The organism is Microbacterium sp. ZW3a (genome assembly GCF_057167165.1).
Genome location: NZ_CM169903.1, coordinates 2736377 through 2759916, shown reverse-complemented (window position 1 = coordinate 2759916; position 23540 = coordinate 2736377). Strand labels below are relative to the sequence as shown.

Sequence of the window (23540 nt, the reverse complement as noted above, 5' to 3'; positions counted from 1 at the left end):
CCCGGAGGGCTCGAGAGCCCCCTATTCCGGTGGTTCTGCGGCCGGAGAGGGGCCGCCCGGCGCAGAGGGCTAGGCTGGGCCGGTGCTGCCCGACACAGAAACCGTGCCCGCCCGTCGTACCTACAGCTACCTGGGCCCGGCCGGCACTTTCACCGAGGCGGCTCTCGCGCAGGTCCCCGAGGCGCGCGACCAGATCTGGCGGCCGGTGCGCAACGTCGGCGAGGCGCTCGCCGACGTGGTCGAAGGGCGCTCGGATGCCGCGATGATCGCGATCGAGAACTCGGTCGACGGCGGTGTCTCGACGGCGCAGGACGCCCTGGCCACGGTCCCGGGTCTGCGCATCGTGGGCGAGTACCTCGTGCCGGTCAACTTCGTGCTGGTGGGTCGCCCCGGGGCGACGATGGCGGAGGTGTCGCTCATCGCCGCGCACCCCGTCGCCTACGGGCAGTGCCTGGGCTGGCTCCGCGACCACGTGCCCGCGCACGCGCACCTCCCCGCGGCGAGCAACGTCGCCAGCGCGCTGGGCGTGCTCGACGGGTCGAGCGGAGCGGATGCCGCGATCGCGGCGCCCGGCATCGTCGCTCATCACGAGGTCGAGGTCCTCGCCGAGAACATCGGCGACAACGCCAACGCCGTGACCCGCTTCGTGCTCGTCAGCCGCACCGTCGCCCCCGCCCCGCCGACGGGAGCCGACAAGACCTCGCTGATCGTCGAGCTCCCCGAAGACCACCCGGGTGCGCTCCTCGAGCTCCTCGAGCAGTTCGCCACGCGCGGGATCAACCTGAGCCTGTTGGCATCCCGCCCGATCGGCGACGCGCTCGGTCGCTATCGCTTCGTGATCGACGCCGACGGCCACGTGCACGACGAGCGGATGGCCGACGCCCTGCTGGGTCTTCGTCGATTCAGCCCGAAGGTGATCTTCCTCGGCTCGTACGCGCGCGCGGACCGAGCAATCGTCCGCTACCCGCAGCGCTACTCCGACGACGTCTTCGTCGAGGCCCGCGACTGGCTGCGCGGCCTATTGAGTGGCGAACCCGAGGCCTGACCGGCATCCCCCAGCCGCGCCGGGCCCGGGTGGGCCCGGTCGCGACGACGGGGTGAGTGGATGCCGGGACCCCGCGCCCCGGCCGAGCGTCAGGCCGCGACGGGAGTCGTCGACGCCACGAGCTCCAGGGTCTGCGCCCGAGCCTCCGACGTTTCCATCGGCTCGCCGTCGTAGGCTCCTGCGACGGGCGAGAGCATGATCTCGTCGACGCCGTGCTGCGCCGCAAACGCCGTGAGTTGCGCCCGCACGTCGTCGCCCGTGCCGACGAACCACTTCTGCCGGGTCGAGGCCATGATCGACTCGGCCAGGGCGTCAAACGGGTCGGCCTGGGCCTGCTCGACCGTCTCCATCGGTACGAGGGGGCGGTTCGTGCGCAGCCGCGCCATCATGCGCAACTGCGGGAGGGCGCGTTCCTCCGCCTCGGCGGCGGTGGGAGCGGCCACGACGTTCGCGGTGACGAAGGTGCGCGGCCCCGCGCCGGACTCGTTCGGCTGGAACTGGTCGCGGTAGAGCCGCAGTGCGTGCTCCAGGCCCTCGCCGGCGAAGTGGTTGGCGAACACGTACGGCAGACCGAAGCTCGCCGCGAGTTGCGCGGAATAGTCGCTCGAGCCGAGGAGCCACACCTGTGGCATCCCGGATGCCGAGGGTGTCGCCTTCACCTGATACTCGGTGCCCGAGGTGAAGCGCACGGTCGCCCCCTCGGGGGAGGTGAGCGCGAGGATGTCGGTGATGTGGTCGGGGAAGCGCGAGACGTCGCTGGTCGTCCCCGAGCGGTGCAGCAGTTGCGTGATGACGGGGTCGCTGCCCGGAGCGCGCCCGATGCCGAGGTCGACGCGGCCGGGGGCGAGGGCCTCGAGGGCGGCGAACTGCTCGGCCACGATGAGCGGCGAGTGGTTGGGGAGCATGACGCCACCGGAGCCGACGCGGATGCGTTCCGTTCGTGCGGCCGCCGCCGCGATGAGGACGGGCGGCGTCGTGGAGGCCACCGCGGGCATGTTGTGATGCTCGGCGAACCAGTAGCGGCGGTAGCCGAGGCGGTCGGCCCGGGCGACGAGGTCGAGAGAGGCGGCGACCGCCTGTGCGCTGGTCTGCCCGGCCCGCACGGGGACGAGGTCGAGCACGGAGAGGGAAGGCATCGCGTCGGTCACTCCGGTGACAACGGGCTGTGCGGCGCACGTATTCCACCGCCGGAGGGTCGACAACCCCCTTCGCTGAGAAGCCGGGGGGCCGTACGGTTTCGCGAAGCGCTCGGTCCCCGCGAGCGCCGAAGGCCCCACCGAGGAATGGAGGACGCTCATGAGCGACAACACCACAATGCTCCGTACCCACCTGGCCGTGAACGAGGCGGTGTTTCCCCTCGCACAGGGGCAGGATGTCGACGGCCTCAAATCTCGGATCGAAGACGCCGTTCGCGCGGGGGGTCGCTTCGAGTCCTTCACGGTCGTCGGCAACCGGGAGGTGAGCGTGCTGTTCTCGCCCCGAACGTCGGTGACGCTCTCGGTCGAGACGGTGTCGTTCGATGCGCGCGACACGGGCGACGCGGGCGAGCCGTTCGGCGGGTTCTTCGACTTCTGATCACGGTTTCCCCACACTCAGCTTTCTCTCAGCGGGATCGCGTGACGAATGGGGCGCGGCGAGCGTCTTCCCTATGACCTCGCGGAACACACGGTTCCGGACACACATGGAAGGAAGCGACATGGCTGACAAGACCAACGCCACAACCACCCCCGCTCTGAAGGGCGACGGCAAGACGGTCATCGTCGACGCCGTGGTCGGTAAGGTCGCCGGTATCGCGGCGGCCTCCGTTCCCGGCGTGCACGCCCTCGGCGGCGGTGCAGCCCGCGTGATCGGCAACATCCGTCAGGCCGTCGGCTCGAAGGACCACGCCCAGGGCGTGAGCGTCGAGGTGGGCGAGACCGAGGTCGCCGCCGACATCGCGATCCAGGTCGACTACCCCGAGCAGCTGCAGGTCGTGGCATCCAATGTTCGTGCCGCGGTGCGCGACGCGATCACGGAGCTCGTCGGCATGAAGGTCGCCGAAATCAACGTCACGGTTGTCGACGTCTTCATCCCGGGCGACGACGACGACGAAGACACCACCGCCGACGCGCGCGTCAGCTGATCCCCGCAAGAGGAGGGGCGCCGATGTGGGTCGGCGCCCCTTTTTCATGCCCGGATGCCGACCGCGCGGCGGTCAGCCGCCGTTGCGGACCCGGTCATAGGCGTCGAGCGCCCGCTGGCGCGTCTCCTTCAGATCGACCATCGGCGCGGGGGCCCCACCGTCGAGGTGCTCGGGAGCCCACCGGCGGATGTACTCGTCGTGCGGGTCGAACTTGGTGCGCTGCGTCTCGGGGTTGAAGACGCGGAAGTAGGGGGCGGCGTCCGCGCCGGAGCCCGCGACCCACTGCCAATTGAACGGGTTGCTCGCGGCGTCCGCGTCGACCAGGCAGTCCCAGAACCACTGCTCGCCGTATCGCCAGTCGATCAGCAGGTTCTTGGTGAGGAAGGACGCCGTGACCATGCGCACGCGGTTGTGCATGACCCCGGTGTGCCAGAGCTGCTTCATGCCGGCATCCACCACCGCGATTCCGGTCTCGCCGCGCTGCCATGTCTCCAGGTGCGCCCGGTTCAGGCTCGGCCACGGGAACGCGTCGTATTGTGCGCGCCAGTTCTTCGTCGCGAGGTCGGGGGAGTGGAACAGCACGTGCCAGGCGAACTCGCGCCAGATGACCTCGGAGAGGAAACCGGCGGCCGACTCCGCGTGTGCGCCCGACCCGCGGTGCTCGATCGTGTCGTGCCACACCTGGTAGGGGCTGATCTCGCCCCACCGCAACCGCGGTGACAGGTTCGAGGTCGCGCCTCCCGCGAACGCGTCGCGCGAGAACGCGTAGTCGCCGAGGTCGTCGTCGAGGAACTCCCGCAGCCGTCGTTGCGCCGCGGGTTCGCCGGGCTCCCACGTCTCGCGCAGGCCCCCGGCCCAGTCGGGTGTCGTGGGCAGAAGCCCCCAGTTGGCGAGGTCGTCCGAGTCCGGCCGTGACGACGGCCCGGGCACGGTCTGCGCTTCGGGGAGGGGCGGTCGAGGCGCCGGCATCTTCTCCACTGCGCGGCGGAACGGGGTGTACACGCCGTACGGCGTGCCGGAGCCGGTGCGCACCGTCCACGGTTCGAAGAGCAGGTTCGCCGCGAACGACGCCGCCGTCACCCCGTCGCCGCGCAGCGCCTCTTTGATGCCGGCGTCGATCTCGCGCTCCGCCCCGCCGTAGCGGCGGTTCCAGAACACCGCGCCGGCGCCGAGCTCGTCGACGATCGCCGGGAGCACCTCGGACGCCCGTCCGCGGCGCAGCACGAGCACCGAGCCAGCTTCCCCGAGACGTTCCCCGAGGGATGCCAGGGAGTGGTGCAGCCACCACCGAGCCGCCCCGCCGAGGGGGCGCACGCCGTCGGACTCCTCATCGAGCACGTACAGGCCGATGACCGATTCTCCGCGGTCGATCGCGGCCCGGAGCGCCGGATGATCGGCCAGCCGCAGGTCGTCGCGGAACCACACGAGAGACGGAGAACCCATCCTCCGACGTTATCCAGCCTCCGGGCCGCTTCGCCGGGCTTGACACGCCCGGCCCGCCCGGCGCGGCCCCGGCCCGCCCGGCGCGGCTCGAGGTCACACGTTCCGCACGAACGCACACGGTACGGCCGGCCATAACGTGTGCGCTCGACCCGAACGTGTGCTTTCGGTCGCGGCTACAGCGACGACGTGTCGTGGTCGGCGGGGAGGGCGATCGCCAGGCCGCCCTCGACGATGCGGGTGTAGATGCGGGTGGCGTCGCCGAACTCGTCGCCGTCGAGTTCGATCGGCTGTGCGGGCGACGTAGCCAGTTCGATGCCGTGGCCGCGCAGGTACCGCACCGACGAGTCCTTGCGCCGCTCCAGCACGCGGCGACCGGCGCGGAAGCGGCGCAGCACCGAGTTGTCCCACCAGATCTTGCGCCACACGCCCACCCAGCCCAGGGGGCCGGTCGGCTGGATGATGGCGACGTCGAGCAGGCCGTCGGCGATGGATGCCTCGGGGATCAGCGCCACACCGCCGGGGAGCGCGCCGCAGTTGGCGAACAGCACGCTCTGTACCTTGGCCGAGTGCAGCCGGTGCCCGTCGAGCTGGTACATCACGCGGAACGGCTTGGCGTTGACGAGCGACCGAGCCGCGCCGTCGACGTAGGCCACCCACCCGACCGACTTCTTCAGCTGGGGGCGGGTGTTCTGGATCATCGCGGCATCCAGGCCCATTCCCGCCATCACGACGAACCCGTGCTCCTCGACTGTGCCGTCGGCGCGGCGGATCCGGGCGACCCCGGTGTCGGTGGGGTGGACCTTGCCCTCGAAGGTCGCGCGGATCATCGCGTCGGCGTCGTCGAGCGGCAGGTTGAGGTTGCGCGCCAGCAGGTTGCCGGTGCCGCTGGGGACGATCGTGAGGGGCACGCCCGTGGAGGTGAGCGCCTCGGCCACCGCGCGCACCGTGCCGTCGCCGCCGGCCACGAGCACGGCATCCACGTCTTCTTCGAGGGCGGCGCGGGCGGCGTCGTCGCCGAGGTCGTCGACGGTGGTCTCGTAGAACAGCGGCTCGTCCCAGCCGGCTTCGGCCGCCAGCTCGCTCACGCGGGCCCGCAACACGTCGGCGTCGACCTTGATGGGGTTGTACACCAGCGCGGCGCGCTTGCCCGGGGTCGGCTCGGCGTCGATGGGGGCGTCGTCGCCGTCGGGCGAGACCCGGCGGGCCTCTCCCTCTTCTCCGTCGGCCGTGTCGGGTTCGACGTCTTCCGGCTCGCGGATGACGTCGTCGGGGGATGCCGCGGCCTTGGGGTCGGGGTCGTCGACGACGTCCTCACCCTTCAGGCTCGACTCCTCGAAGTGCTGCTGCGACCCTTCCGAGGCCAGTTCGTCCTTCTCGGTCTCGGGCGAGGAGGGGACGTCGTTCTCGGGGGCGTCCGCGTCGTCGCGCGGTTCGTCAGGGGCGGCCATGGCATCCACCCTAGGACCGCGACCTCGCGCGCCCGTCCGCGCGAGTGGGGGTTGACCGCCGACCGGCGGGGTGTGTCGAGCGTTGAGCGTTCACGATGCGGCCCCTCACCGTTCCCCCCACGGGGCTAGCGTTCGCTCGTGACGCTGTTCGAGCAGCCGCCGCATCGGGCCCCGCGCCCGGTCGATGACGGCCCTTTCGCCGCTCTCGCCCGTGCGCGCCGCCGCCGACGGTCGTGGTGGGTCGTGGGGATCGCGGGCGCCGTGCTGCTCCTGCTCACCGGTCTCGCAGCGGGCACCGGTGGTCTCGGCATCCCGCAGGTGATGGCCGCACTGGGGCCCAAGACGCTTCCGGCCGCCATCGCCGCGGTGGCCGATCGCGCGTACCTGACCGAGGAGGGGAGGGAACTCCTGACTCAGGTGGGTGCGCGCGATGCTCGGGGCGACGACCTGAACGACGCGTGCGGCGGAGACGACCGCAGCGGGGATCACGCGACCTACGGCTGCTACTCGCGCGCCGGGATCGTCGTCTTCGTCCCCGCCGACGCGCGCGTGGCGGATTCGGCCGTCACGACGCTCGCGCACGAGCTCCTGCACGCGGCATTCGATCGGCTCGGTGCGGGCGAGATCTGGCGCGTCAAAGATCAACTGCACGCGGCGATGGAGCGCGTGGCTCCGGACGATCGTGTGCGCCAGCAGATCGAGTGGTCGATCGACGGGCACGAAGAGTCCCGCGACACCGAGCTCTTCGCCTACCTGGGATCGCAGGTGTGGCCGGACGGAGGGTTCTCCCCCGAGTTGGAGGCCGTGTACGCGCGGTACTTCACCGACCGCGCCGCGCTCGTCGCGGTCGGTCATCGCGTGGAGGGAGACGTGGAGCGCCTGCTGGCCGATTACGAGAGCGCCGTCGACGACCTCACGCGGGGCACGGCGGATGCCGCGAACGAACGCGCCCGGCTCGAGGGAGATCGACAGATGTACGAGGTCGATCGTCAGAGCTACCAGCAGGATGCCGATCGGTACAACGCGCTCGACCCCGTCGAACGGGGGCGCTGGACGGTGAGCCGGTCGGACTCCACGGGCTCGGTGTACACGGGGACGTGGCAGGACGCCCTCGCCGCCTGGCTGGCCGATCTCGACACCCGGCGCGCGGACCTCGACGCTCGCATCGCCGCCGTCGACGCGGCTGACGCGGCTGCGGCGGCGCGGCTCGCCGAGATCGAGGCGCAGTACGCCGATGTCGTGACCGTGACGCGGGCGCTCGACCCCACGGCGCCCGGCGCCTGAGGCGCGGGAACACGCCCGGCGCCGACCGTAGGATGGACGCGTGATCGACCTGACTCTGCTGCGTGAAGATCCCGAACTGGTGAAGCGCTCCCAGATCGCGCGCGGGGAGTCGCCCGACTCCGTCGACGCGGCGATCGACGCCGACCGTGACCGCCGCGCGGCCATCACCTCCTTCGAAGAGCTGCGGGCCGCGCAGAACGCGCACGGCAAGCGCGTCGCCCAGGCCCCGAAAGACGAGAAGCCGGCGCTCGTGGCCGAGGCCAAAGAGCTCAGCGAGCGGGTCAAGGCCGCGCAGCACGCCGTGACCGAGGCCGAAGAGGCCGCCGCGCAGGCCCTCGCGAAGATCGAGAACATCGTGCTCGAGGGCGTTCCCGCCGGTGGCGAAGACGACTTCGTCACCCTCCGCACCCACGGCGACGTGCCGTCGTTCGACTTCGAGCCGCTCGACCACCTCGCTCTCGGCGAGAAGCTCGGCGCGATCGACATGGAGCGGGGCACGAAGGTCTCGGGCAGCCGCTTCTACTTCCTCACGGGCATCGGCGCGCGGCTCGAGCTCGCCCTCATGACCCTCGCGCTCGACCGGGCCCTGCAGGCCGGGTTCACCCCCATGATTCCGCCGACGCTCGTGCGTCCCGAGGTCATGCGCGGCACCGGTTTCCTCGGCCAGCACGCCGACGAGGTGTACCACCTGCCGAAGGAAGACCTCTACCTCGTCGGCACGAGCGAGGTGCCCCTCGCCGGCTATCACATGGACGAGATCCTCGACCTCGAGCGCGGTGCCAAGCGCTACGCCGGCTGGTCCACCTGTTACCGCAGCGAGGCGGGCTCGTACGGCAAAGACACCCGCGGCATCATCCGCGTGCACCAGTTCAACAAGCTCGAGATGTTCGTCTACACCGACCCGGCCGACGCCGAGGCCGAGCACGACCGCCTCGTGGCGATGCAGGAGGGCATGCTGCAAGACCTCGGGCTCGCGTATCGCGTGATCGATGTCGCCGCCGGCGATCTCGGCTCGAGCGCCGCGCGCAAGTTCGACATCGAGGCGTGGGTGCCCACGCAAGACGCCTACCGCGAGCTCACCAGCACGTCGAACTGCACCACCTATCAGGCGCGTCGCCTCGACACCCGCTTCCGCCCCGCCGACGGCGGCAAGACGCAGCCGGTCGCAACGCTGAACGGCACGCTCGCCACGACGCGCTGGATCGTCGCGCTGCTGGAGACCCACCAGCGCGCCGACGGGTCGGTGACGGTGCCCGAAGTGCTGCGACCGTACCTCGGCGGACTCGAGGTCATGGAGCCCATCGCATGACCGACGAGGCCGCCCTGCCCCGCATCGGAGACGTCGAGGCAGAGTCGCAGAGCGAGGCGGCCGAGGTCATCGACGAGGTCGCTCAGACCGCGCCGGTCGGGCGCATGCTCATCGCCCTCGACATCGACGGCACCGTCCTCCTCGAAGACGAGACGCTGAGCCCCGGCATCGTCGAGGCGGTCGCGCACGCGCAGCGCGCCGGCCACGAGGTCATGCTCGCCACCGGGCGCAGCTGGGACAGCACCTTCCCGATCATGGAGCGCCTCGGCATCCATCCCGAGTACGCCGTCTGCTCGAATGGCGCGATCGTCATGCGACGGGTGGGCGGGCCGGATGCCACCGAGTACGAGCGCGCGCATGTCGAGACGTTCGATCCGTCCGAGGTGCTGGCGCTGCTGGGCGAACACCTCGGCGACGCGCACTTCCTCGTCGAGCTCCCCGACGGGCAGCGCAACTTCACCGATTACCTCGACGACTGGAACCTGCAGGGTGCCAACCAGGTGACGTTCGCGGAGCTGTCGCACCAGCCGGTGTGCCGTGTGGTCGTGGTCGCGCCCCAGCAGACCGATCAGGACTTCCTCGAGCTGGTCGAGCGCATCGGACTGAGTCAGGTATCGTACGCGATCGGCTGGACGGCGTGGCTTGACATCGCCCCGCAGGGGGTCAACAAGTCCACCGCCCTCGAACTCGTGCGGGAGTGGCTCGGCATCCCGCCCGCTCACGTGCTCGTCATGGGCGACGGCCGCAACGACATCGAGATGATGCAGTGGGCTGTCTCGCACGGCGGGCGCGCCATCGCCATGCAGCAGGGCCCGCCCGAGGTGCACGCGGCCGCCGGTGAGGTCGGGCTCTCGGTCAGCGAGGGCGGCGTCGCTGCGGTGCTGCGCGCTCTTTAACCGCCCGGGAACCCTCGGGGTCTGTGGCGCGCGGTCGCTGACACGCCATCGAAACGTCACGTAACTTGTCTGACATGCTCACCTGCCAGGGTCGGGGAACCCCCACGATCGCGCGCCGAGAGGCCCGTGCGGCTCACGATCGTGCTCTCCCTATCCCGAGGAGCCTGAATCGCGCATGTCTGCACACACCCCCGCTTCACCCCCGAGAGCGGCGCGCCGCCTCGGGGCCGCGCTCGTCGCGGCTCTGGCCCTCTTCGGGCCGCTCGCCGTCGCGCCGGCGGCGCACGCCGCCCCGCCCGCGGCGACTTTTACTCTCGAACTGACCCCCGCCAGCGCGACCGAGGGTGACACGATCGTCGCCACCGTCACCGGCGCGGGCATCAGTGACCTTTTTGCCTATGACCTCGTGTTCGCCGTCACCGACGGTGTGCTCGAGGCCGCGGATGACCTCCCGACCGGACCGGAAGGCGGCTTCACCTCCGCCGTGGACGGCCCCGGCACGGTCACCGTTTCGCACACCCGCCTCGGCACCTCGCCGGGCCTGTCGGGCAGCGCCGTCCTCGCGACGGTGCCCCTGCACACGATCGGCTCCGGCACGGCCCGCGTCGAGCTGACGTCGGTGCGTCTGGTGTCGTCGACGGGCGAGACTGCGACGCAGACCGCCGTGGCATCCGAAACGGTCGACCTCGCCGCTCTGCCCACGCCGACCCCCACGCCCACCCCGTCGGCGACGCCCACCCCCTCGGTGTCGGCCTCGCCGTCGGCGTCGAGCGCGCCCGCCACGACCGGCTCGAACGACCTGGCGACCACCGGCGTTGACGCCACGCCGTTGCTCATCTCGGGTGCCGTCGCCGTCGCCCTCATCGCCGCGGGAGCAGTGTTCGTCGCGCGCCGCCGTCAGGGGGTGCGCGAATGATCTCGCCCGCCTCGTCTGCCACGACTCGTGAAGGATCGCTCATGACCCCCCTGTCCCGCCGTGCCTTGGCCGTCGCCGCGACCGTCGGCGTGGTCGTCACCGGTGCGCTCGTCGCCCCGGCCGCGGTTGCTGCCCCGGCGCCGGCCGCTGCCCCCGCGACGGCGCCGTTCCTCGCCCCGTACTACACCGAGCTCGACCTGACGAACGATTCCCAGGTCACCACGGCCGACCTGGAGGTGCTCGCCGGGGAGATCGGCGAGACCTCGGCCGGTGCGGGCTGGGCCGAGATCGCACCTCTCGACCTCGACGACGACAAAGCGATCACGGCCTCCGATCTGGCCCTGCTCGCGGAGCGCATCGTCTACGACGACGGCCCCTTCCAGATCGTGGAGGCCGACACGCTGTCGATGCAGGCCGCGATGAACGCCGGTGTGCTGACCTCGGTCCAGCTGACCCAGCAGTACCTCGACCGCATCGCCGCGTACGACAAGGTGGTGCGGCAGGAGGGCGGCCGTGCACTGAACTCGATCATCACGACGAGCGACGTGGCGTTGAAGGCTGCGGAAGCGGCCGACGGAATCCGCGCCGAGAAGGGCATGACCAGCATGCTGCTCGGCATCCCGGTCGCCCTGAAAGACAACTACAACACCGTCGACATGCCGACCACGGCCGGGTGTGGATGCTGGAACCAGAACCAGACCACGACGGATGCCTCGATGGTGAAGGGCCTGCGAGCCGACGGCGCGGTCATTGTGGCCAAGGCCAGCATGGACGAGTTCGCCATCAACCTGTCGTCGCAGTGGTCGGCGTTCCAGCCCGACGGCACCGCGCTGACGGTGTCGAGCCCGTACGACACGACCAAGAGCTCGGGTGGGTCGAGCGGTGGCACGGGGGCCGCGATCGCGGCCAACCTCGCCGGCATCGGCTTCGGCACCGACACTGGGGGATCGATTCGCATCCCCTCGACCTACAACCAGGTCGTGGGTGTTCGCCCGACCGTGGGGCTTGCCAGCCGCGACGGCATCGTGCCCCTCGCGCTGTCGCAGGACACCGGCGGCCCTATCGCCCGATCGGTGCTCGACGCTGCGGTCGCCCTCGACGCCGTCGTGGGTGAAGACGCGGGCGACCCGATCACGGCTCGCTCGGCAGGTCAGATCCCCGAGAGCTACACGGCGTACCTCGATGCGGGCTCGCTGAAGGGAAAGAAGATCGGCTACATCTCGTCGATGGTCGGGTCGAACTCCATCACGCAGCGGCTGTTCGAAGAGGCGCGCGCGACGTTCGAGGCGCAGGGGGCCACGCTCGTCGAGGTCGCCGCGCCCGAGGGATTCGCCGCGATCGTCGGCGAGGGGAGCGGAAGCGGGCCGGAGTTCGGTCACGACCTGAAGGACTACATCGCCAAGTACCTCAACCCGGCGGTGAGCGCGAACAGCCTGCTCGCGATCTCGCAGTCGCCGAACATCGTGCCGGGCCGCGCGACCAACCCGTATGGTCAGCGCGCCGCCGTCACCGAAGAGGCGTACCAGGCCTGGGCGGGTCCGGAGGGCTCGCACACGCTGCAGCTGGCCAAGGGCAAGCAGATCATGACCGCCCTGATGAATGATCAGGGCCTGGATGCTCTGGTCTACCCCACGGCCAACCCGTACAGCCTGATCGGGACCAACATGCGCCTGAGCCCGAACACCGGTCTGCCGGCGGTCACGGTTCCGATGGGGCAGGGAGTTGACGGTGAGGCCTCGACCGGAGGCGTGAACCTGGAGTTCCTCGGTCGCGACTTCGCCGAGGGTCCGCTCCTGGGCCTCGCGTACGGCTTCGAGCAGGCGACGCACGCCCGCACCACGCCGGCCGCCTACGGTCCGCTCGGCTGATCCTGACGCGGCGGCGGCTCCGGACTCACGGGTCCGGGGTCGCCGCCGTCGGCGTGTTCGGGGGCTTCTCCTCCGGGAGTGCTCGGCGAGGGCGGTGCTGCGCGCGCTCTACGCCGCGATCCCCGCCCACGCCTCGCGCATCGACGAGCGCAGCAGCCGCACATCGTTCCGGTCGAGGTCGCGCCGACTGCGCTCGAACGCCGCGCGGGAGGCATCCCGGAAAACGTCGGCGTGCCGGGGAGCGGATGCCGCGAGCGAGGCGAGGCACTTCTGCAGGCGCACCTGTACCTCGATGTGGGGCGCACCGTCGCGGGCGAGGGGGCGGAACGCATCGGCGACGATGTCGCGCAGCTCGGCGGGCTCCAGGAAGACGCGCCCGTACTTCACCTCGTCGTCGGGCTCGGTGGTGATCGCCCGGGTCAGCACGCGTTGCAGGGCGGCGATGACCTCGATCGCGGTGCCGGGGTCGTTCGTCGCGGGGGAAAGGGCGCGGCTGCCGATCTCGGTGAGCGCGATCACGCCGAAGCGCGGGTCCTGCTCGTAGGTGCGGTGATTCTCGATCCGGAAGGCGCCGCGCACCGCCTTCGTGAGGTCGTCATCGACCGGTCCGGCGACGCGGACGAGGGGGATGCGGGCATCGGCGACCCGGCCGGGTGTCGCGTCGACGTAGATGCGCACGTCGCGGTCCTCGGCGACACGGTTGAGCGCGGCGACGTCGACGTGAGTGACGTAGCCGACCTGGTCGGTGTGCACGGACCGGACCCCCAGGGGCACGGTCGTGAGCGTTCGTGCGCCGAGAGCGGGAGAGGTGGCGTGCATCTCGAGTGCGGTGGTCGCCGCTTTCTCGACGCGGTCGATCACGTCGGCCATCCGGCCGAACGTCGCCAGGTGCGAGATCCATCGCAGCAGCGTGAACACGACGATGCTGATCACCACGAGCGTGCCGACGAACAGGATCGTCCGCCCCTGCTCCGTGTAATACGGGGTGGAAAGGGCGACGATGCCGACGAGTGAGTAGGTGAACGCCCCCACGAACGTCGACACCGCGTTCTGCGAGGTCGTGTCGGCGATGAGCAGGGGAGTGGATCGCGGCGTCGCCGTGGTCGTCGCCGCCGAGAACGCGGTGACCATCGCCGTCACCGAGAAGGTGCTGACGGTGAGCATGGCCGTGGCGATGATCTGCAGGAGGGAGCCGACGGCGTTCTGGCCGAGGTCGATGGTGACGCTGAACGGGAGGAACGGGCCGAGGAACCCGGCAACCAGGGCGACCGCAATGCCGATGAGGGTGAACAGCGCGGCACGCGCCCACACCTTCTTGCCCAGCCGGAGGAAGAAGGATGCCAGTGACCCGCGGTTCGTCGTCATCCCCCGACGCTAGCGGCCTCGCCCTCGCGAGCATCCCCGGTTGCGGAACGTTCCCGTCCGGGTCGACTGCCCCCGGTGGGCACGGTCATCCGGGGAGCGTCAGCCGATCGTGGACAGGAGGATGTTGTCCGACCCCTCGGGGCTCCGGAAGAGAGGGGCGCAGTTCGCGTCGATCGTGACCTCGGTGTCGTTCGCGCCGGGGGTGTGGCGCAACTCCAGCGGACCGAGGTCTCCCGGCGGCAACTCCACCGTGTAGGAGACGGTGCGCGTCTGCCCCTTCTCGAGCAGCAGCGTCCTGCTCTCGGCGGGGTTCGAGTGATCGGAGCCCGACCGGTCGCGGAACCTCGGATCCCACCAGTCGCCCTCCTCGGGCTCGACGGACAGGATCTCCCCACCGGGAGGGGCGAAGAACAGCACGTCGAGCATCATCGTTCTCAGGTCGATCCCGCGTTCGATGTTGCGAAGGCCCAGGGTGTACCCGCTCTTGATGTCGTCGGTGATGCTGTTGTGCAGCTCCATCGACACGGTGATCGTGCGGTTGTCGACATCGCACGTCGCGCGCTGCGAGTACGAGAGGTGGTACTCGAGCTTCCCGATGGAGTAGTCGTTGAAGTAGATGCCGAGCTGGGTGGCTTCGGTCGTGTCCTCGCGCAGCGCGCCGTCGAGACCGTACTGGTGGGCGAGGGCCTCGAGGCCGGGATCCTCGAACCAGGCGAAGATGCGACCTTCCTCCGCACTGCGCACGATCTGGCCCCACATCGCGCCGATGTCCCACTGGCGACTGGTGAGCTTGGCGAACATGCTCGAGCTGACCTCGTTGAAGTATCGGTCCATGGCCCCGTTGTCCATGCCGAATCGCTCGTACGGCGCGCTCATGAGGACGGATGCCGCATTGTTGGCGTCGACCGTCTCGCCCGAGGCAAGCGTGAGAGGGCCGGTCGCGGTGAGGAGGTGGGCGAGGACAACCGGGTCGATCGAGATCGCGCCGTCGAAGGGCGGCTTGTCCGTCCACTCGCGCGTCTTCTGGAAAAGCTCGACCGTGGTCGGGAAGTGCGGCGTCATGTTGAAGTTCGACGACCAGCTCGTCAACTCCTGCGGGTAGAGCTCTCTCGTGTCGGCGGGAAGCCTGATGAGCGAGCCGTTCTCGGTGTCGAAACCCCGCGCGGGAAGGTCGACGTACATCAGATCCGTGCCGGTGTCCTGGCTGAGGAGTTCGACTCGTCCTTCGTCGACCTTGAGCACCAGCCACTGCGCGATGCCGCCACCGGTCGCTCGGATCTCCGCCGGGGTCTGGATCATGAGCTGGTACAGCATGGGTCGGTCGGCGCCCGCCGCGTGGAGGAGAGCGGGAAGATGCTCCTCGACCGTCTTCAGAACCGGGGTGGCCTGCTCGATGAGCCGCGTGAGCTCGTCGACGGGGGCGGAGATCTGGGGAAGCACGTCGGTGCGATCCATGGATGCCGCGATGGCGGATGCCTCGTCGAACGAGGTCAGCACCGTGGGGATGACCGTCCCGGCGTTGAGGAACGGTTTCATGTTGATCCCCGTCCCGCCGGGTGCGTCGTTGCTCGCCTCGGACATCATCGTCATGACCGGAGGAATCGTCTGCGAGGTGATCGTGTGGGCGATGTCGGTGACGGCCCGCACGGCGAGCACGTTGTTTCGGGCTGCGGGGATCTGCGCCGCGAGATCCCACAGAGGGCCCTGAGTGGTGTCGTGCGCCCGTTGCGCACGGGCGACGATGTCCGCGCCGGAACGCTCGATCTCCGCGGCGTCACCGCTGGCGGCCGCCTGCACGAGCACCTTCGACTGAGCCAGCGCACCCTCGAGATCGTCGCGCACCTCGACCGCCTGCCAGGCGAAGGCGCCCGCGGCGGTGAGGACGGCGAACGCGATCACCGAGAGGGGGCCGCCGACGAGAGCCACCACGACGGAGGCCTGGCGGAGCCACTTCTGTGCTGTGGTCTCGGCGGCGGCATGTCGAGCGAACGGCTGTTTCGGCGTCAGCCCGCCGGCTCGCAGGTCGTCTACCGACGCGCGTCTGCTCGCACGGGTCTGCTCGTGCGCATCCAGCCCGGTCCCCACTGTCACCCGCAGATCGTAACCGCACGAGGTGACAGTCTTCTCACACCCCTGTGAACTCTGTGGGCAGACGGCATCGTCCTGCCCGCCGCTCGGTCGCGACGTTCGCGTTCTCGGTGGATGGAGTCGCGGCTGGGTAGACTCGCACGATCGGGAGGGTTGTCCGAGCGGCCGATGGACCTGGTCTTGAAAACCAGTGGGCAGAGATGTCCCGTGGGTTCGAATCCCACACCCTCCGCCAAAAGAAGGTGGGCTCCGCAGGGGCCCGCCTTCGGCGATTCAGGAGTGCGCTGCCCGCTAGCCCAGGACCTCGTCGACCACCCGGACACAGTAGGCTTCCGCGGTCTGCGGATTCGTGGTGGGCGAAGGCGCGAGTGCCATGAGCGTGCCTACGAGGACCGCGCCGGTGATCGCGAGCACGATGGTGTCGGGGTCGCGGTCGGGCGCCAACTCGCCGCGCTCGATCGCCGCGAGCACGAGCGACCGATTGTGGGAGTGGATGACGCTGCGGAACCTCTCGAAGTAGCGGTCGAACATGCCCCCTCCGGAGCCCCTCTCTGAGCTGACCCGGAGGGCGAACGCACCCGCCTCGGAGTGGGAGAGGCGCAAGGTCGCCATGGCGATCTCGACGAGTTGTTCGCGGATGCCGCCCGAAGACGCTTCCGCGGGCACGAGGGCGTGCGATCGGAGCACGTCTTCCATCAGGTCGTCCGTCGATTTCCATCGCCGATAGAGCGCCGGCTTGCCGACACCCGCCTCGCGCGCGATGGCCTCGAACGTGAACCCCTGCAGCCCGCTGGCCAGGTAGACGCGCTGAGCCGCCAGAAGCACTTTCTCCCTGATCAGGGGGTCGCGCGGTCTGCCCTTGGGGCGAGTCTCCGCGTCGACCACGACCGCACCTGCCTTTCGCGCTCCAGCCTACAGATCTGCCCTTGCGGCGAAGACCGGGGCGACCTAGTGTGTTTGCGTACTAAGTCCGTACGAAATAGACAAAGGAGTCTCCATGTCCACACCCACCGTTTCCGGTGACCGCAAGATCCCCGTCATCACGAAGGACCTGCTCGACGGCGACGTCAACAGGTGGCGCCGCTTTGGCGAGGTGGTTCCCGCGGGCCAGTCCTTCCGATCGGATGGCACGCCGGACTATGGCCTCTTCGGCCCGGGATCCGTGACGTGGGAGGTGATGCTGCACCCGGCGACGATCGTCTTCGAGTCGGCGGCCCAGGGCGGCATCCAGTTCCTTTACAAGCCGATCACGGCAGGGATCCGCGACGCTGATCCGATGAGCCGCAAGGCTCGTGCCGGCAGGTTCACCATGTTCGACTTTTTCGAGCGTCTGCAGCGCAACTCCGGTATGCACGCACCGATGTGGTTGGGCGACACGGCAACGGCCACCAGCATGGCCGCGCATCTCCACCGCATCCACGGTCACGTGCAGGGCCCGGTGATCGATCCGGAGGATCCGTCGATCGGCGGGTACGCGGCAGCCGAGCCGCGCGATGCGATGTGGGCCGCGATCACCGAGATGCACGGCATCCTTGGAATCTACGAGAACCTCGCATGGCACGGGGAGGAGCCTCCGCGGCCGTTGACCGATGCCCAGCGCGACCAGTATGTCCTCGAGATGGGCCCGTATCTGCGGCTCGTGGGTGCGGAGGAGTCCGAGATCCCGACCACCATGGCCGAACTCGACGCGCTGTACGAGAAGTACTGGCCGTACTTCGGCCACTCGAAGAGCGTCTTCCGTGACCTGGAGACCGGAGTCGACATGATCGAGCAGTACTACGCGGTCGGGCGGGAGAACTGGCATCCGAGCCACACCATCGTGGTCGAGGCGCTCGAAGAGGTCTACCAGCAGTGGATCGAGGTCATGGATGCGATCCTCCCCCGGCGGCTGCAGGAGGCGGCGGGTCGCTCGCCTGAGACCATCGCGGCTTCGTCGGAGATCATTCGAGCTCGGGAGGCGGAAATCCGAGAGATCCAGAATCCGGTGAACGAAGCGCGTCTCATGCGCCTCTTGTGGGGACCGGACGGCGTCGATCTCATCCACAATGCCCGCCGCCTGCAAGAGGCTGCTCCTCACCTCTAAATCCTCGACGAGAGTCGTCAGCGGTCAGGCGACGCACGCTCGAGGATTCGAGCCGGCGTGCGTCTCTTGACGGATCTCATGAACGGTCGAATTTAAGAGTCAGCAAGGGGCGCTCATCTACGGCTGGATGAAGGGCACGTTACCGACCCGCAGGAACTTCATCTCCGGGTCCCGACAACCCGAACTTCGTGCGCGACGGGATCGCGTTCGCCGACTGGGAGAATGCGTCGAACGTGGACAGGTCGCTCGCGGTCATCGGAACCCTTTGACTTGACGGCGCAGGTCACACACCAGGCGGGAAACAGTGCCGTGATCACCTTCACCGCGACCAACTCAACCACTCTGGGGTCTGAGCTCGGGTGGACCAGTGAGGAACGCGCTTTGCCGAATTCTCTGCCCGGCGGCCGTGGCCCGTTCTCGGAAGTGTCCCAATCGTGCGCCTGGACCGAGCCCTACCCGGGTGGGTGAGTACGTGAAGGTTAGGTTGATATGGGGCACGGTTTGGGGCTGACATCGATGCTCATTCTTGCCAGTTGCGCTGGCAATATTGCCGCGAGTGTCACTGATGAAGATCTGATCGCGTCGGAACCGCGAGAGCTAGCCGGTAAGTGGCAGTCCTGCGGTGGGGACCTGAACTATCAGGTCAGCCTGACGTTTGACCCGGGTGCGTGTACTCAGGGAGGAGCATTTGCGTTCGTCTGGCGCGTGCCCAGCGGTGGGCTTCAACTGTGCGTCAAGATTCCACGCGACGCCCCGCTGGACAGCTTGCGCAAGGACCAGTACTTCGTTCTGAACGTGGGGACGTCCTCTGCACCGATGCTGTCGAACGCATGCGCTTGAGACGGCGCTCAAATTGGAGGGGGAAGAGCCGCTTATCTGCCGAGGCGCTCGCGAGCAATGGTGACAATGAGATTTGATGATCTGTCGGATGCGACGGCTGTCCTTTCGAGCCTCGTCCGCGATGCGACTGTCGTGTTCCCGGACGAGATCCAATTGTTTGGTGCCTGGGTAGAAAGCCCGACAAGCGTGTGCGTGGTGTGGAGCAGAAGCATCGACACGGATCTTGTGTTTGGGCGGCGCATCAGCTTCCCCCCTCACGCCGTCGAAGGGGATCCCAGATCGACGGGTGCCGATGTGGCGCAGTCTCTCCTTGAGCCGCCTGGTGACGCCGCGAACAGTGCTCACCATGCCGATGGTGTGATGTGGTTATGGATGCGCCCGGGCGAACCAGTACCGAGGTGGCCTTTTTCGTCGTAGGCAGCATGTCGTCGACCAGATGGTCCTGGTCGGTGGTCGGCACGCGCTCCTCAGATGGAATACGGACGGTTGCTTTGGTCGATCCGGGAAAGGCTGACTAGCGTCTTTTGCATGGCCACCAATTGGTTCTAGGCGCCCGACCGATGACGTGAAGCTACCCAGTCCAGCAGCCGCTTCTTCTCGCACGAGGGGTCGAAAGCCATCGCGCAGGTTCCGCACCGAAGGAAGCGGCTCCCGCAGGGGTGGCCGCTTCCGTCTCATTCACCCGCGCCACGCGCCGCAGTGCTCTTCACGCAGTTCACAGACGAATCTCCTTAAACTCGTCCCCGACCTGCGCTTCGTCGCGGTCATGACGTGCCGATGGTGGCATCCGTCGTCTCGAAAGGACCCGAGTGAGCAAGACCACGACCCCGCGCGGGCGCAAGACCGTCGCGCGTCACGGGCGCCTGCGATCCGTCGGCCCGATCGCCCAGCTCTTCCGTGGCCTCGCCGTCGCCATGGCCGTTCTGCTCGTCGCCGGTGCCGCGGTCACCGCGTATGCCGTGTACGACCTGTCGTCGAGCTTCACCGCCGACGCCGTCGAACTGAAGAACCAGCCTGCCGTGCCGCCGGACATCGGCGAACTCCAGGGCGGCGTCAACCTGCTCCTCGTCGGTACCGACGAGTGCGAACCCGAGTTCGCGCAGTACTTCGGTGACCGGTGCAGCGGACCCGACGCCGAGGGCAACCTCAACGACGTCAACATGCTCGTGCACATCTCGGACGAGCCCCGCCGCGTCACCGTCGTCTCGTTCCCGCGCGACCTCATGGTGCCGATCCCCTCGTGCATCGACGCTGACGGCAACGAGACCTCGGCGATGTACAAGCAGCAGATCAACAGCGCCTTCATGTACGGCGGTCTGCCGTGCGTGGTCGAGACCATCTCCGAGCTGAGCGGGCAGGAGATCCCCTTCGCGGCGAAGGTGAGCTTCGGCGGCGTCATCAACATCACGGATGCCATCGGCGGCGTCGACGTCTGCATCGCCAACGGCATCAAAGACCCGTACACCGGCATCGACTGGCCCGCCGGCATGCGCACGATCAAGGGCCTCGATGCCCTGCAGTTCCTGCGCACCCGTCACGGGGTGGGCGACGGCGGCGACCTCGGGCGCATCTCGAACCAGCAGCAGTACATGTCGCGGCTGGCCACGAAGCTCAAGAGCGAAGAGGTGCTGTCGAACCCCGCGACGCTGTACAAGCTCGCCTCGACCGCCCTGCGCAACGTCGACCCGTCAACGTCGCTCACCAACCCCCTGACGCTCGTGCAGATCGCGATGGCGGTGAAAGACGTGCCGTTCAACGAGATCGTGTTCGTGCAGTACCCCACCTACCCCGACCCCGCCGACTCCAACCGCGTGGTGCCCGACACCGAGGCGGCCGACGTGCTGTGGGCGGCGCTCGCGGCCAATCAGCCGATCCAGCTCTCGGGCGACCTCAGCGGCGGCGACGGTGTGATCGTCGACGAGAACGCGCAGCCGGCTCCGGCCGAATCCGCGGCGCCCGCCCCGGCTCCCACCGAGAGCGCCGCACCATCACCGGAGCCCTCGTCGAGCGCCATCACGCTCCCGTCCGAGATCGCCGGGCAGACGGCCGCGCAGGCCACCTGCTCGAACGGCAACGTCCGCTGATCGCCGGGGCGTGGCATCCCGAACTCGGATTCGGATGCCACGCCCCGAGCGGCTACTATGGACCGGTGTGCTCGCGCCTCGGCGTCGATCACCTGGAGACGTCGCATAGTCAGGCCTAGTGCACCACCCTGCTAAGGTGGAGTCCCCGTAAGGGGACCGAGGGTTCAAATCCCTCCGTCTCCGCCAAGAATCCCCCGGTAAATCGGGGGATTTTTTCGTGGATCGCGGGGTTATCGGGGGGTTATCGGCCAAAAAGTGTGTATGGGTCGGGCGTGTTAGCCGCGTCCTGCCCATCCGGTTCGGGTCCAGAGGCCTTCCTCGGGGTTGAGGGCGGTGTCGTAGAGGGCGGGCCCGAGGGGTTCGTCGACGTGCGCTGCGGGGATGGGGGTCTCGGTGGGGCGTGCGAGGTCGAGGGCGTGCTCGAGGGGAAGTTCTCGGAGGGTGAGGAACCATTCGACTGCGCGGCGGCGGTGCTGTTCGCTCATTCCGCGGTGTCGGCGTATCAGGTCGCGGATTTGGGCGTTGAGGCTCTCTAACGCGGAGGTCGTGCGCGGGGTGCCGTAGACGATGTGAGTGAACAGGGTCTGACGGCGTGTGACCAGGCGCATCAGTAGCCAGGCTTTGCGGAGGCGGTCGTGGGTGAAGCCCCACTGTCCGTTGCGGAACATGGTGCGTTCCCGGGTGAGGTGACCGAAGGCCTGCCACCATTGCTCGAGGCGAAGCTGCCACTCGATCGCGGCGGTTTCGTCGCGGACGGCGCTGAGGTCCATCACCAGGCGTCGTAACGCTTTGCCGGCGGTAGTTCGCGGGTGTCGCGTCAGATGGCGGGTGATGTTCATTTGCAGGTGGAAGATGCAGCGTTGATGCGCGGTCTCTGGCCAGCATCGTCTGAGCGCGCTGGGTAGACCGGAGCCGCCGTCGGAGACGAGGACGGCGGGCGCGGGAACCTGTTCCACCAACGCAGCCCACGCGGCGGTCGATTCGCGGGCGCACCACTGCCAGGCCAGGACGCGTCCGGTGTCGCTGAGAGCGATCAGTAGGCACCACGTTCCTACCCAGACACCGTCGACGAGGACGGCGTGGTGGACCGTCTCGACTTTCCCGAGATCGGGAACCAGCTCCCAACACCACGCAGACCGGCGGCGGAAGGATCGTCCCGACGCCGTCCCATCTGTTTCGGCTTGGGTGCTCTTGCCTACGATCCAGTTCACGAACCGGCGGAGCTGTTCTCGACGCGCGACGTCGGGACGGCGCCTGGTCGACGATGCTCCGCACGACGGGCACCGCCACCGCTGCGTCCCTGCCGACGTCCGCCCGTTCTTCACCAGCAGCGACCCGCATACCAGACAAGTCGTCGAGTTCGTCGGAAGGTCCACGACTAAGGGTCGCGGACCATACCGATCCCCGATTCACCGCGAAATCACGCGGCTAAACGACCATCCCATACACACTTTTTGGCCTATAACCCGGATCGCGCGCTCGACGACACGGGTTGGCGGACAGCTGACGTGAGTCCAGGGTGCGTGTCACGATTCGGCGGAAGCGAGTTCGTCGAGGTGGCGCGCGAGTGTCGTGAGCATCTGACCCGATCCGTGCGGATCTCCGCTCCACAGGCCCTGCATGGCGATTCCGTCGAGTAACGCTCGCAGCCTCCGCGCCTCGTATTCAGGGTCGCGCCCGGCGTCGAGTTGGCCGACTGCCGTAAGAATCTCGATCGCGATTCGACACGCTCTGCTCACCGCTGCGTTGAGTCTGGCGGCGGCCGGGCGAAGACTGCTATCGCTGAGGGAGAGCACGCCGAGTTGTACTTGCGCGATCAGCTCAGAGCGCCGCTCATCGTCCAGGGGAAGCAGCTGCACGAGCAGCGCATCCGCCAGCGCGCGGCCGGTGAGGTCGAGCGAAGTGATCCTGCTCGTCGCTCGTTCTTCGATGAGTTCAAGGCAGTACTCCCGAAGAGCGTGCTGGGAAGGAAATGCTCTCCGCAATGACGCGGCTGCGATTCCCGCCTCGGCTGCCACCCCCCGCACCGACAAGCCGGTGAGTCCGTCGCGTCCGAGGACACGCAGAGCCGCCGCCGCGATCTCGGCGGTACGTGCCTCTGCATCGATTCTCCGCGGCATGGACTAGGCGGACGGGGCTCTCTGTGCCACGCCGGTAGGTCTCCTGGGCCAGATCGTGTAGCTGAGCGCCCAGACGAGATCGATGGCGAAGATGATCCCGAGGATGCCGAAGTACCCCGAGAGTGCCGAGGTGCGCGCGGGGTCGTTCACGACGAGGATGATCGCTCCGAGGATGGCCGCGGCGATGACGACCGCGAGACCGGTGAGAAGCACGTCCCGCCAACACTTGACGGTGTAGCGAGCCCCGACGAGACGCTCCGGCGCAGGGCCACCGGCAAAGCGACGCTGGAAGCGCGCGTCAGCCCACGCGACCATCCGCTTGCCGTACGCGACGGAGATGCCGATATAGATTGCGGCCAAGCCGTGCTGCCAGGACGCTGTTCCGCCACCGAGCAGGTCGACGGCGACCAGCACAAGAAGGACGACGTCGATCACGGGGGCGAGGATGAGGAGCGCTGCGCCGAGGCGAGGGCGGCGTAGGAGATACCGTGACGCGAGCCCCGCAAGAATCGCCACCCAGAATGCGATCTCGCACACCACGATCGCGGCCAGAATCATGTCCCCTCCTCACCCGTTCCGTTCGTCTTATGAGTACGAGCGTACTCAAACGGCCTTGCGTGTTCTTCCCC

At 68.6% G+C, this 23540-nt stretch carries 19 protein-coding genes and 2 tRNA genes; 12 read left to right on the top strand and 9 right to left on the bottom strand.

All coding sequences use genetic code 11. From position 1 onward, the window contains the following. Positions 1-82: 82 nt before the first annotated feature. The gene (pheA, locus tag ACU6WY_RS12945; protein WP_483820048.1) at positions 83-1045 is read left to right on the top strand and encodes a prephenate dehydratase; all 963 of its coding nucleotides are present in this window, start codon (positions 83-85) and stop codon (positions 1043-1045) included. An 89-nt stretch (positions 1046-1134) separates the two neighbouring features. Here the strand turns inward: pheA and ACU6WY_RS12940 are convergent, their stop codons facing one another. After that, positions 1135-2181 (bottom strand): LLM class flavin-dependent oxidoreductase, encoded by a 1047-nt coding sequence (locus ACU6WY_RS12940; RefSeq protein WP_483820047.1) that lies wholly within the window; start codon positions 2179-2181, stop codon positions 1135-1137. Positions 2182-2341: 160 nt separating this feature from the next. Between ACU6WY_RS12940 and ACU6WY_RS12935 the strand changes: the two genes are divergently transcribed. Then, complete coding sequence (locus tag ACU6WY_RS12935; RefSeq protein ID WP_483820046.1) at positions 2342-2620, top strand: hypothetical protein; 279 nt, start codon at positions 2342-2344, stop codon at positions 2618-2620. A 121-nt stretch (positions 2621-2741) separates the two neighbouring features. Further along, positions 2742-3167, top strand: coding sequence for an Asp23/Gls24 family envelope stress response protein (locus tag ACU6WY_RS12930; protein WP_483820045.1), 426 nt, complete (start codon positions 2742-2744; stop codon positions 3165-3167). A 72-nt stretch (positions 3168-3239) separates the two neighbouring features. Here the strand turns inward: ACU6WY_RS12930 and ACU6WY_RS12925 are convergent, their stop codons facing one another. Together ACU6WY_RS12925 and ACU6WY_RS12920 are read right to left on the bottom strand one after the other, a co-directional pair. Then, positions 3240-4610, bottom strand: a complete 1371-nt coding sequence (locus ACU6WY_RS12925; RefSeq protein ID WP_483820044.1) for a cryptochrome/photolyase family protein — start codon at positions 4608-4610, stop codon at positions 3240-3242. Positions 4611-4783: 173 nt separating this feature from the next. Beyond that, positions 4784-6058, bottom strand: coding sequence for a diacylglycerol/lipid kinase family protein (locus ACU6WY_RS12920; RefSeq protein WP_483820043.1), 1275 nt, complete (start codon positions 6056-6058; stop codon positions 4784-4786). 138 nt (positions 6059-6196) lie between these two features. Here ACU6WY_RS12920 and ACU6WY_RS12915 point away from each other — a divergent pair, with 138 nt between their 5' ends. The 5 genes from ACU6WY_RS12915 to ACU6WY_RS12895 all read left to right on the top strand — a co-directional run bounded on the left by ACU6WY_RS12915 (position 6197) and on the right by ACU6WY_RS12895 (position 12331). After that, positions 6197-7342: a hypothetical protein gene (locus ACU6WY_RS12915; RefSeq protein ID WP_483820042.1), complete on the top strand. Its 1146-nt coding sequence runs from the start codon at positions 6197-6199 to the stop codon at positions 7340-7342. 40 nt (positions 7343-7382) lie between these two features. Beyond that, positions 7383-8651: a serine--tRNA ligase gene (gene serS, locus ACU6WY_RS12910; RefSeq protein ID WP_483820041.1), complete on the top strand. Its 1269-nt coding sequence runs from the start codon at positions 7383-7385 to the stop codon at positions 8649-8651. After that, on the top strand, positions 8648-9547 hold the full coding sequence (locus ACU6WY_RS12905; RefSeq protein WP_483820040.1) for an HAD family hydrolase: 900 nt from the start codon (positions 8648-8650) through the stop codon (positions 9545-9547). The genes serS and ACU6WY_RS12905 overlap by 4 nt, the downstream gene beginning before the upstream one ends. A 175-nt stretch (positions 9548-9722) precedes the next feature. Further along, positions 9723-10463, top strand: a complete 741-nt coding sequence (locus ACU6WY_RS12900; RefSeq protein WP_483820039.1) for a cohesin domain-containing protein — start codon at positions 9723-9725, stop codon at positions 10461-10463. A 41-nt stretch (positions 10464-10504) separates the two neighbouring features. Continuing rightward, a complete protein-coding gene (locus ACU6WY_RS12895) occupies positions 10505-12331 on the top strand; it encodes an amidase family protein (RefSeq protein WP_483820038.1) in 1827 nt (608 codons plus the stop codon). A gap of 108 nt (positions 12332-12439) precedes the next feature. Here the strand turns inward: ACU6WY_RS12895 and ACU6WY_RS12890 are convergent, their stop codons facing one another. Together ACU6WY_RS12890 and ACU6WY_RS12885 are read right to left on the bottom strand one after the other, a co-directional pair. Next, entirely contained in the window at positions 12440-13696 is a 1257-nt protein-coding gene (locus tag ACU6WY_RS12890) for a DUF2254 domain-containing protein (RefSeq protein WP_483820037.1), read from the bottom strand. A 99-nt stretch (positions 13697-13795) separates the two neighbouring features. Beyond that, the gene (locus ACU6WY_RS12885; RefSeq protein ID WP_483820036.1) at positions 13796-15787 is read right to left on the bottom strand and encodes a DUF4012 domain-containing protein; all 1992 of its coding nucleotides are present in this window, start codon (positions 15785-15787) and stop codon (positions 13796-13798) included. A 144-nt stretch (positions 15788-15931) separates the two neighbouring features. Here ACU6WY_RS12885 and ACU6WY_RS12880 point away from each other — a divergent pair. Continuing rightward, positions 15932-16019 (top strand) — tRNA-Ser (locus tag ACU6WY_RS12880). Positions 16020-16075: 56 nt separating this feature from the next. On the opposite strand, the gene ACU6WY_RS12875 is transcribed toward ACU6WY_RS12880, so the two are convergent. Then, the gene (locus ACU6WY_RS12875) at positions 16076-16609 is read right to left on the bottom strand and encodes a TetR/AcrR family transcriptional regulator (protein ID WP_483820035.1); all 534 of its coding nucleotides are present in this window, start codon (positions 16607-16609) and stop codon (positions 16076-16078) included. Between the two features lie 172 nt (positions 16610-16781). On the opposite strand from ACU6WY_RS12875, the gene ACU6WY_RS12870 reads away from it, so the two are divergent. From ACU6WY_RS12870 to ACU6WY_RS12860, 3 genes are all read left to right on the top strand, one after another. Then, positions 16782-17867 (top strand): oxygenase MpaB family protein, encoded by a 1086-nt coding sequence (locus ACU6WY_RS12870; RefSeq protein ID WP_483820034.1) that lies wholly within the window; start codon positions 16782-16784, stop codon positions 17865-17867. A 1649-nt stretch (positions 17868-19516) separates the two neighbouring features. Continuing rightward, positions 19517-20791: an LCP family protein gene (locus ACU6WY_RS12865; protein ID WP_483820033.1), complete on the top strand. Its 1275-nt coding sequence runs from the start codon at positions 19517-19519 to the stop codon at positions 20789-20791. Positions 20792-20885: 94 nt separating this feature from the next. Further along, a tRNA-Ser gene (locus ACU6WY_RS12860) sits at positions 20886-20977 on the top strand. 89 nt (positions 20978-21066) lie between these two features. Here the strand turns inward: ACU6WY_RS12860 and ACU6WY_RS12855 are convergent. The 3 genes from ACU6WY_RS12855 to ACU6WY_RS12845 form a co-directional block, all read right to left on the bottom strand. Beyond that, the gene (locus tag ACU6WY_RS12855; RefSeq protein ID WP_483821918.1) at positions 21067-22116 is read right to left on the bottom strand and encodes an IS1249 family transposase; all 1050 of its coding nucleotides are present in this window, start codon (positions 22114-22116) and stop codon (positions 21067-21069) included. 201 nt (positions 22117-22317) lie between these two features. Then, positions 22318-22911, bottom strand: coding sequence for a TetR/AcrR family transcriptional regulator (locus ACU6WY_RS12850; protein ID WP_483820032.1), 594 nt, complete (start codon positions 22909-22911; stop codon positions 22318-22320). 3 nt (positions 22912-22914) lie between these two features. Further along, positions 22915-23469: a hypothetical protein gene (locus tag ACU6WY_RS12845; protein WP_483820031.1), complete on the bottom strand. Its 555-nt coding sequence runs from the start codon at positions 23467-23469 to the stop codon at positions 22915-22917. Positions 23470-23540 lie beyond the last annotated feature (71 nt).

Bases quoted from the DNA above. Each gene is read 5' to 3' on its own strand.
- ACU6WY_RS12900 (WP_483820039.1), top strand. From the start codon at position 9,723: ATGTCTGCACACACCCCCGCTTCACCCCCGAGAGCGGCGCGCCGCCTC.
- ACU6WY_RS12920 (WP_483820043.1), bottom strand. From the start codon at position 6,058: ATGGCCGCCCCTGACGAACCGCGCGACGACGCGGACGCCCCCGAGAAC.
- ACU6WY_RS12850 (WP_483820032.1), bottom strand. From the start codon at position 22,911: ATGCCGCGGAGAATCGATGCAGAGGCACGTACCGCCGAGATCGCGGCG.
- ACU6WY_RS12940 (WP_483820047.1), bottom strand. From the start codon at position 2,181: ATGCCTTCCCTCTCCGTGCTCGACCTCGTCCCCGTGCGGGCCGGGCAG.
- ACU6WY_RS12930 (WP_483820045.1), top strand. From the start codon at position 2,742: ATGGCTGACAAGACCAACGCCACAACCACCCCCGCTCTGAAGGGCGAC.
- ACU6WY_RS12935 (WP_483820046.1), top strand. From the start codon at position 2,342: ATGAGCGACAACACCACAATGCTCCGTACCCACCTGGCCGTGAACGAG.
- ACU6WY_RS12845 (WP_483820031.1), bottom strand. From the start codon at position 23,469: ATGATTCTGGCCGCGATCGTGGTGTGCGAGATCGCATTCTGGGTGGCG.
- ACU6WY_RS12890 (WP_483820037.1), bottom strand. From the start codon at position 13,696: ATGACGACGAACCGCGGGTCACTGGCATCCTTCTTCCTCCGGCTGGGC.
- ACU6WY_RS12905 (WP_483820040.1), top strand. From the start codon at position 8,648: ATGACCGACGAGGCCGCCCTGCCCCGCATCGGAGACGTCGAGGCAGAG.
- ACU6WY_RS12870 (WP_483820034.1), top strand. From the start codon at position 16,782: ATGTCCACACCCACCGTTTCCGGTGACCGCAAGATCCCCGTCATCACG.
- ACU6WY_RS12925 (WP_483820044.1), bottom strand. From the start codon at position 4,610: ATGGGTTCTCCGTCTCTCGTGTGGTTCCGCGACGACCTGCGGCTGGCC.
- ACU6WY_RS12895 (WP_483820038.1), top strand. From the start codon at position 10,505: ATGACCCCCCTGTCCCGCCGTGCCTTGGCCGTCGCCGCGACCGTCGGC.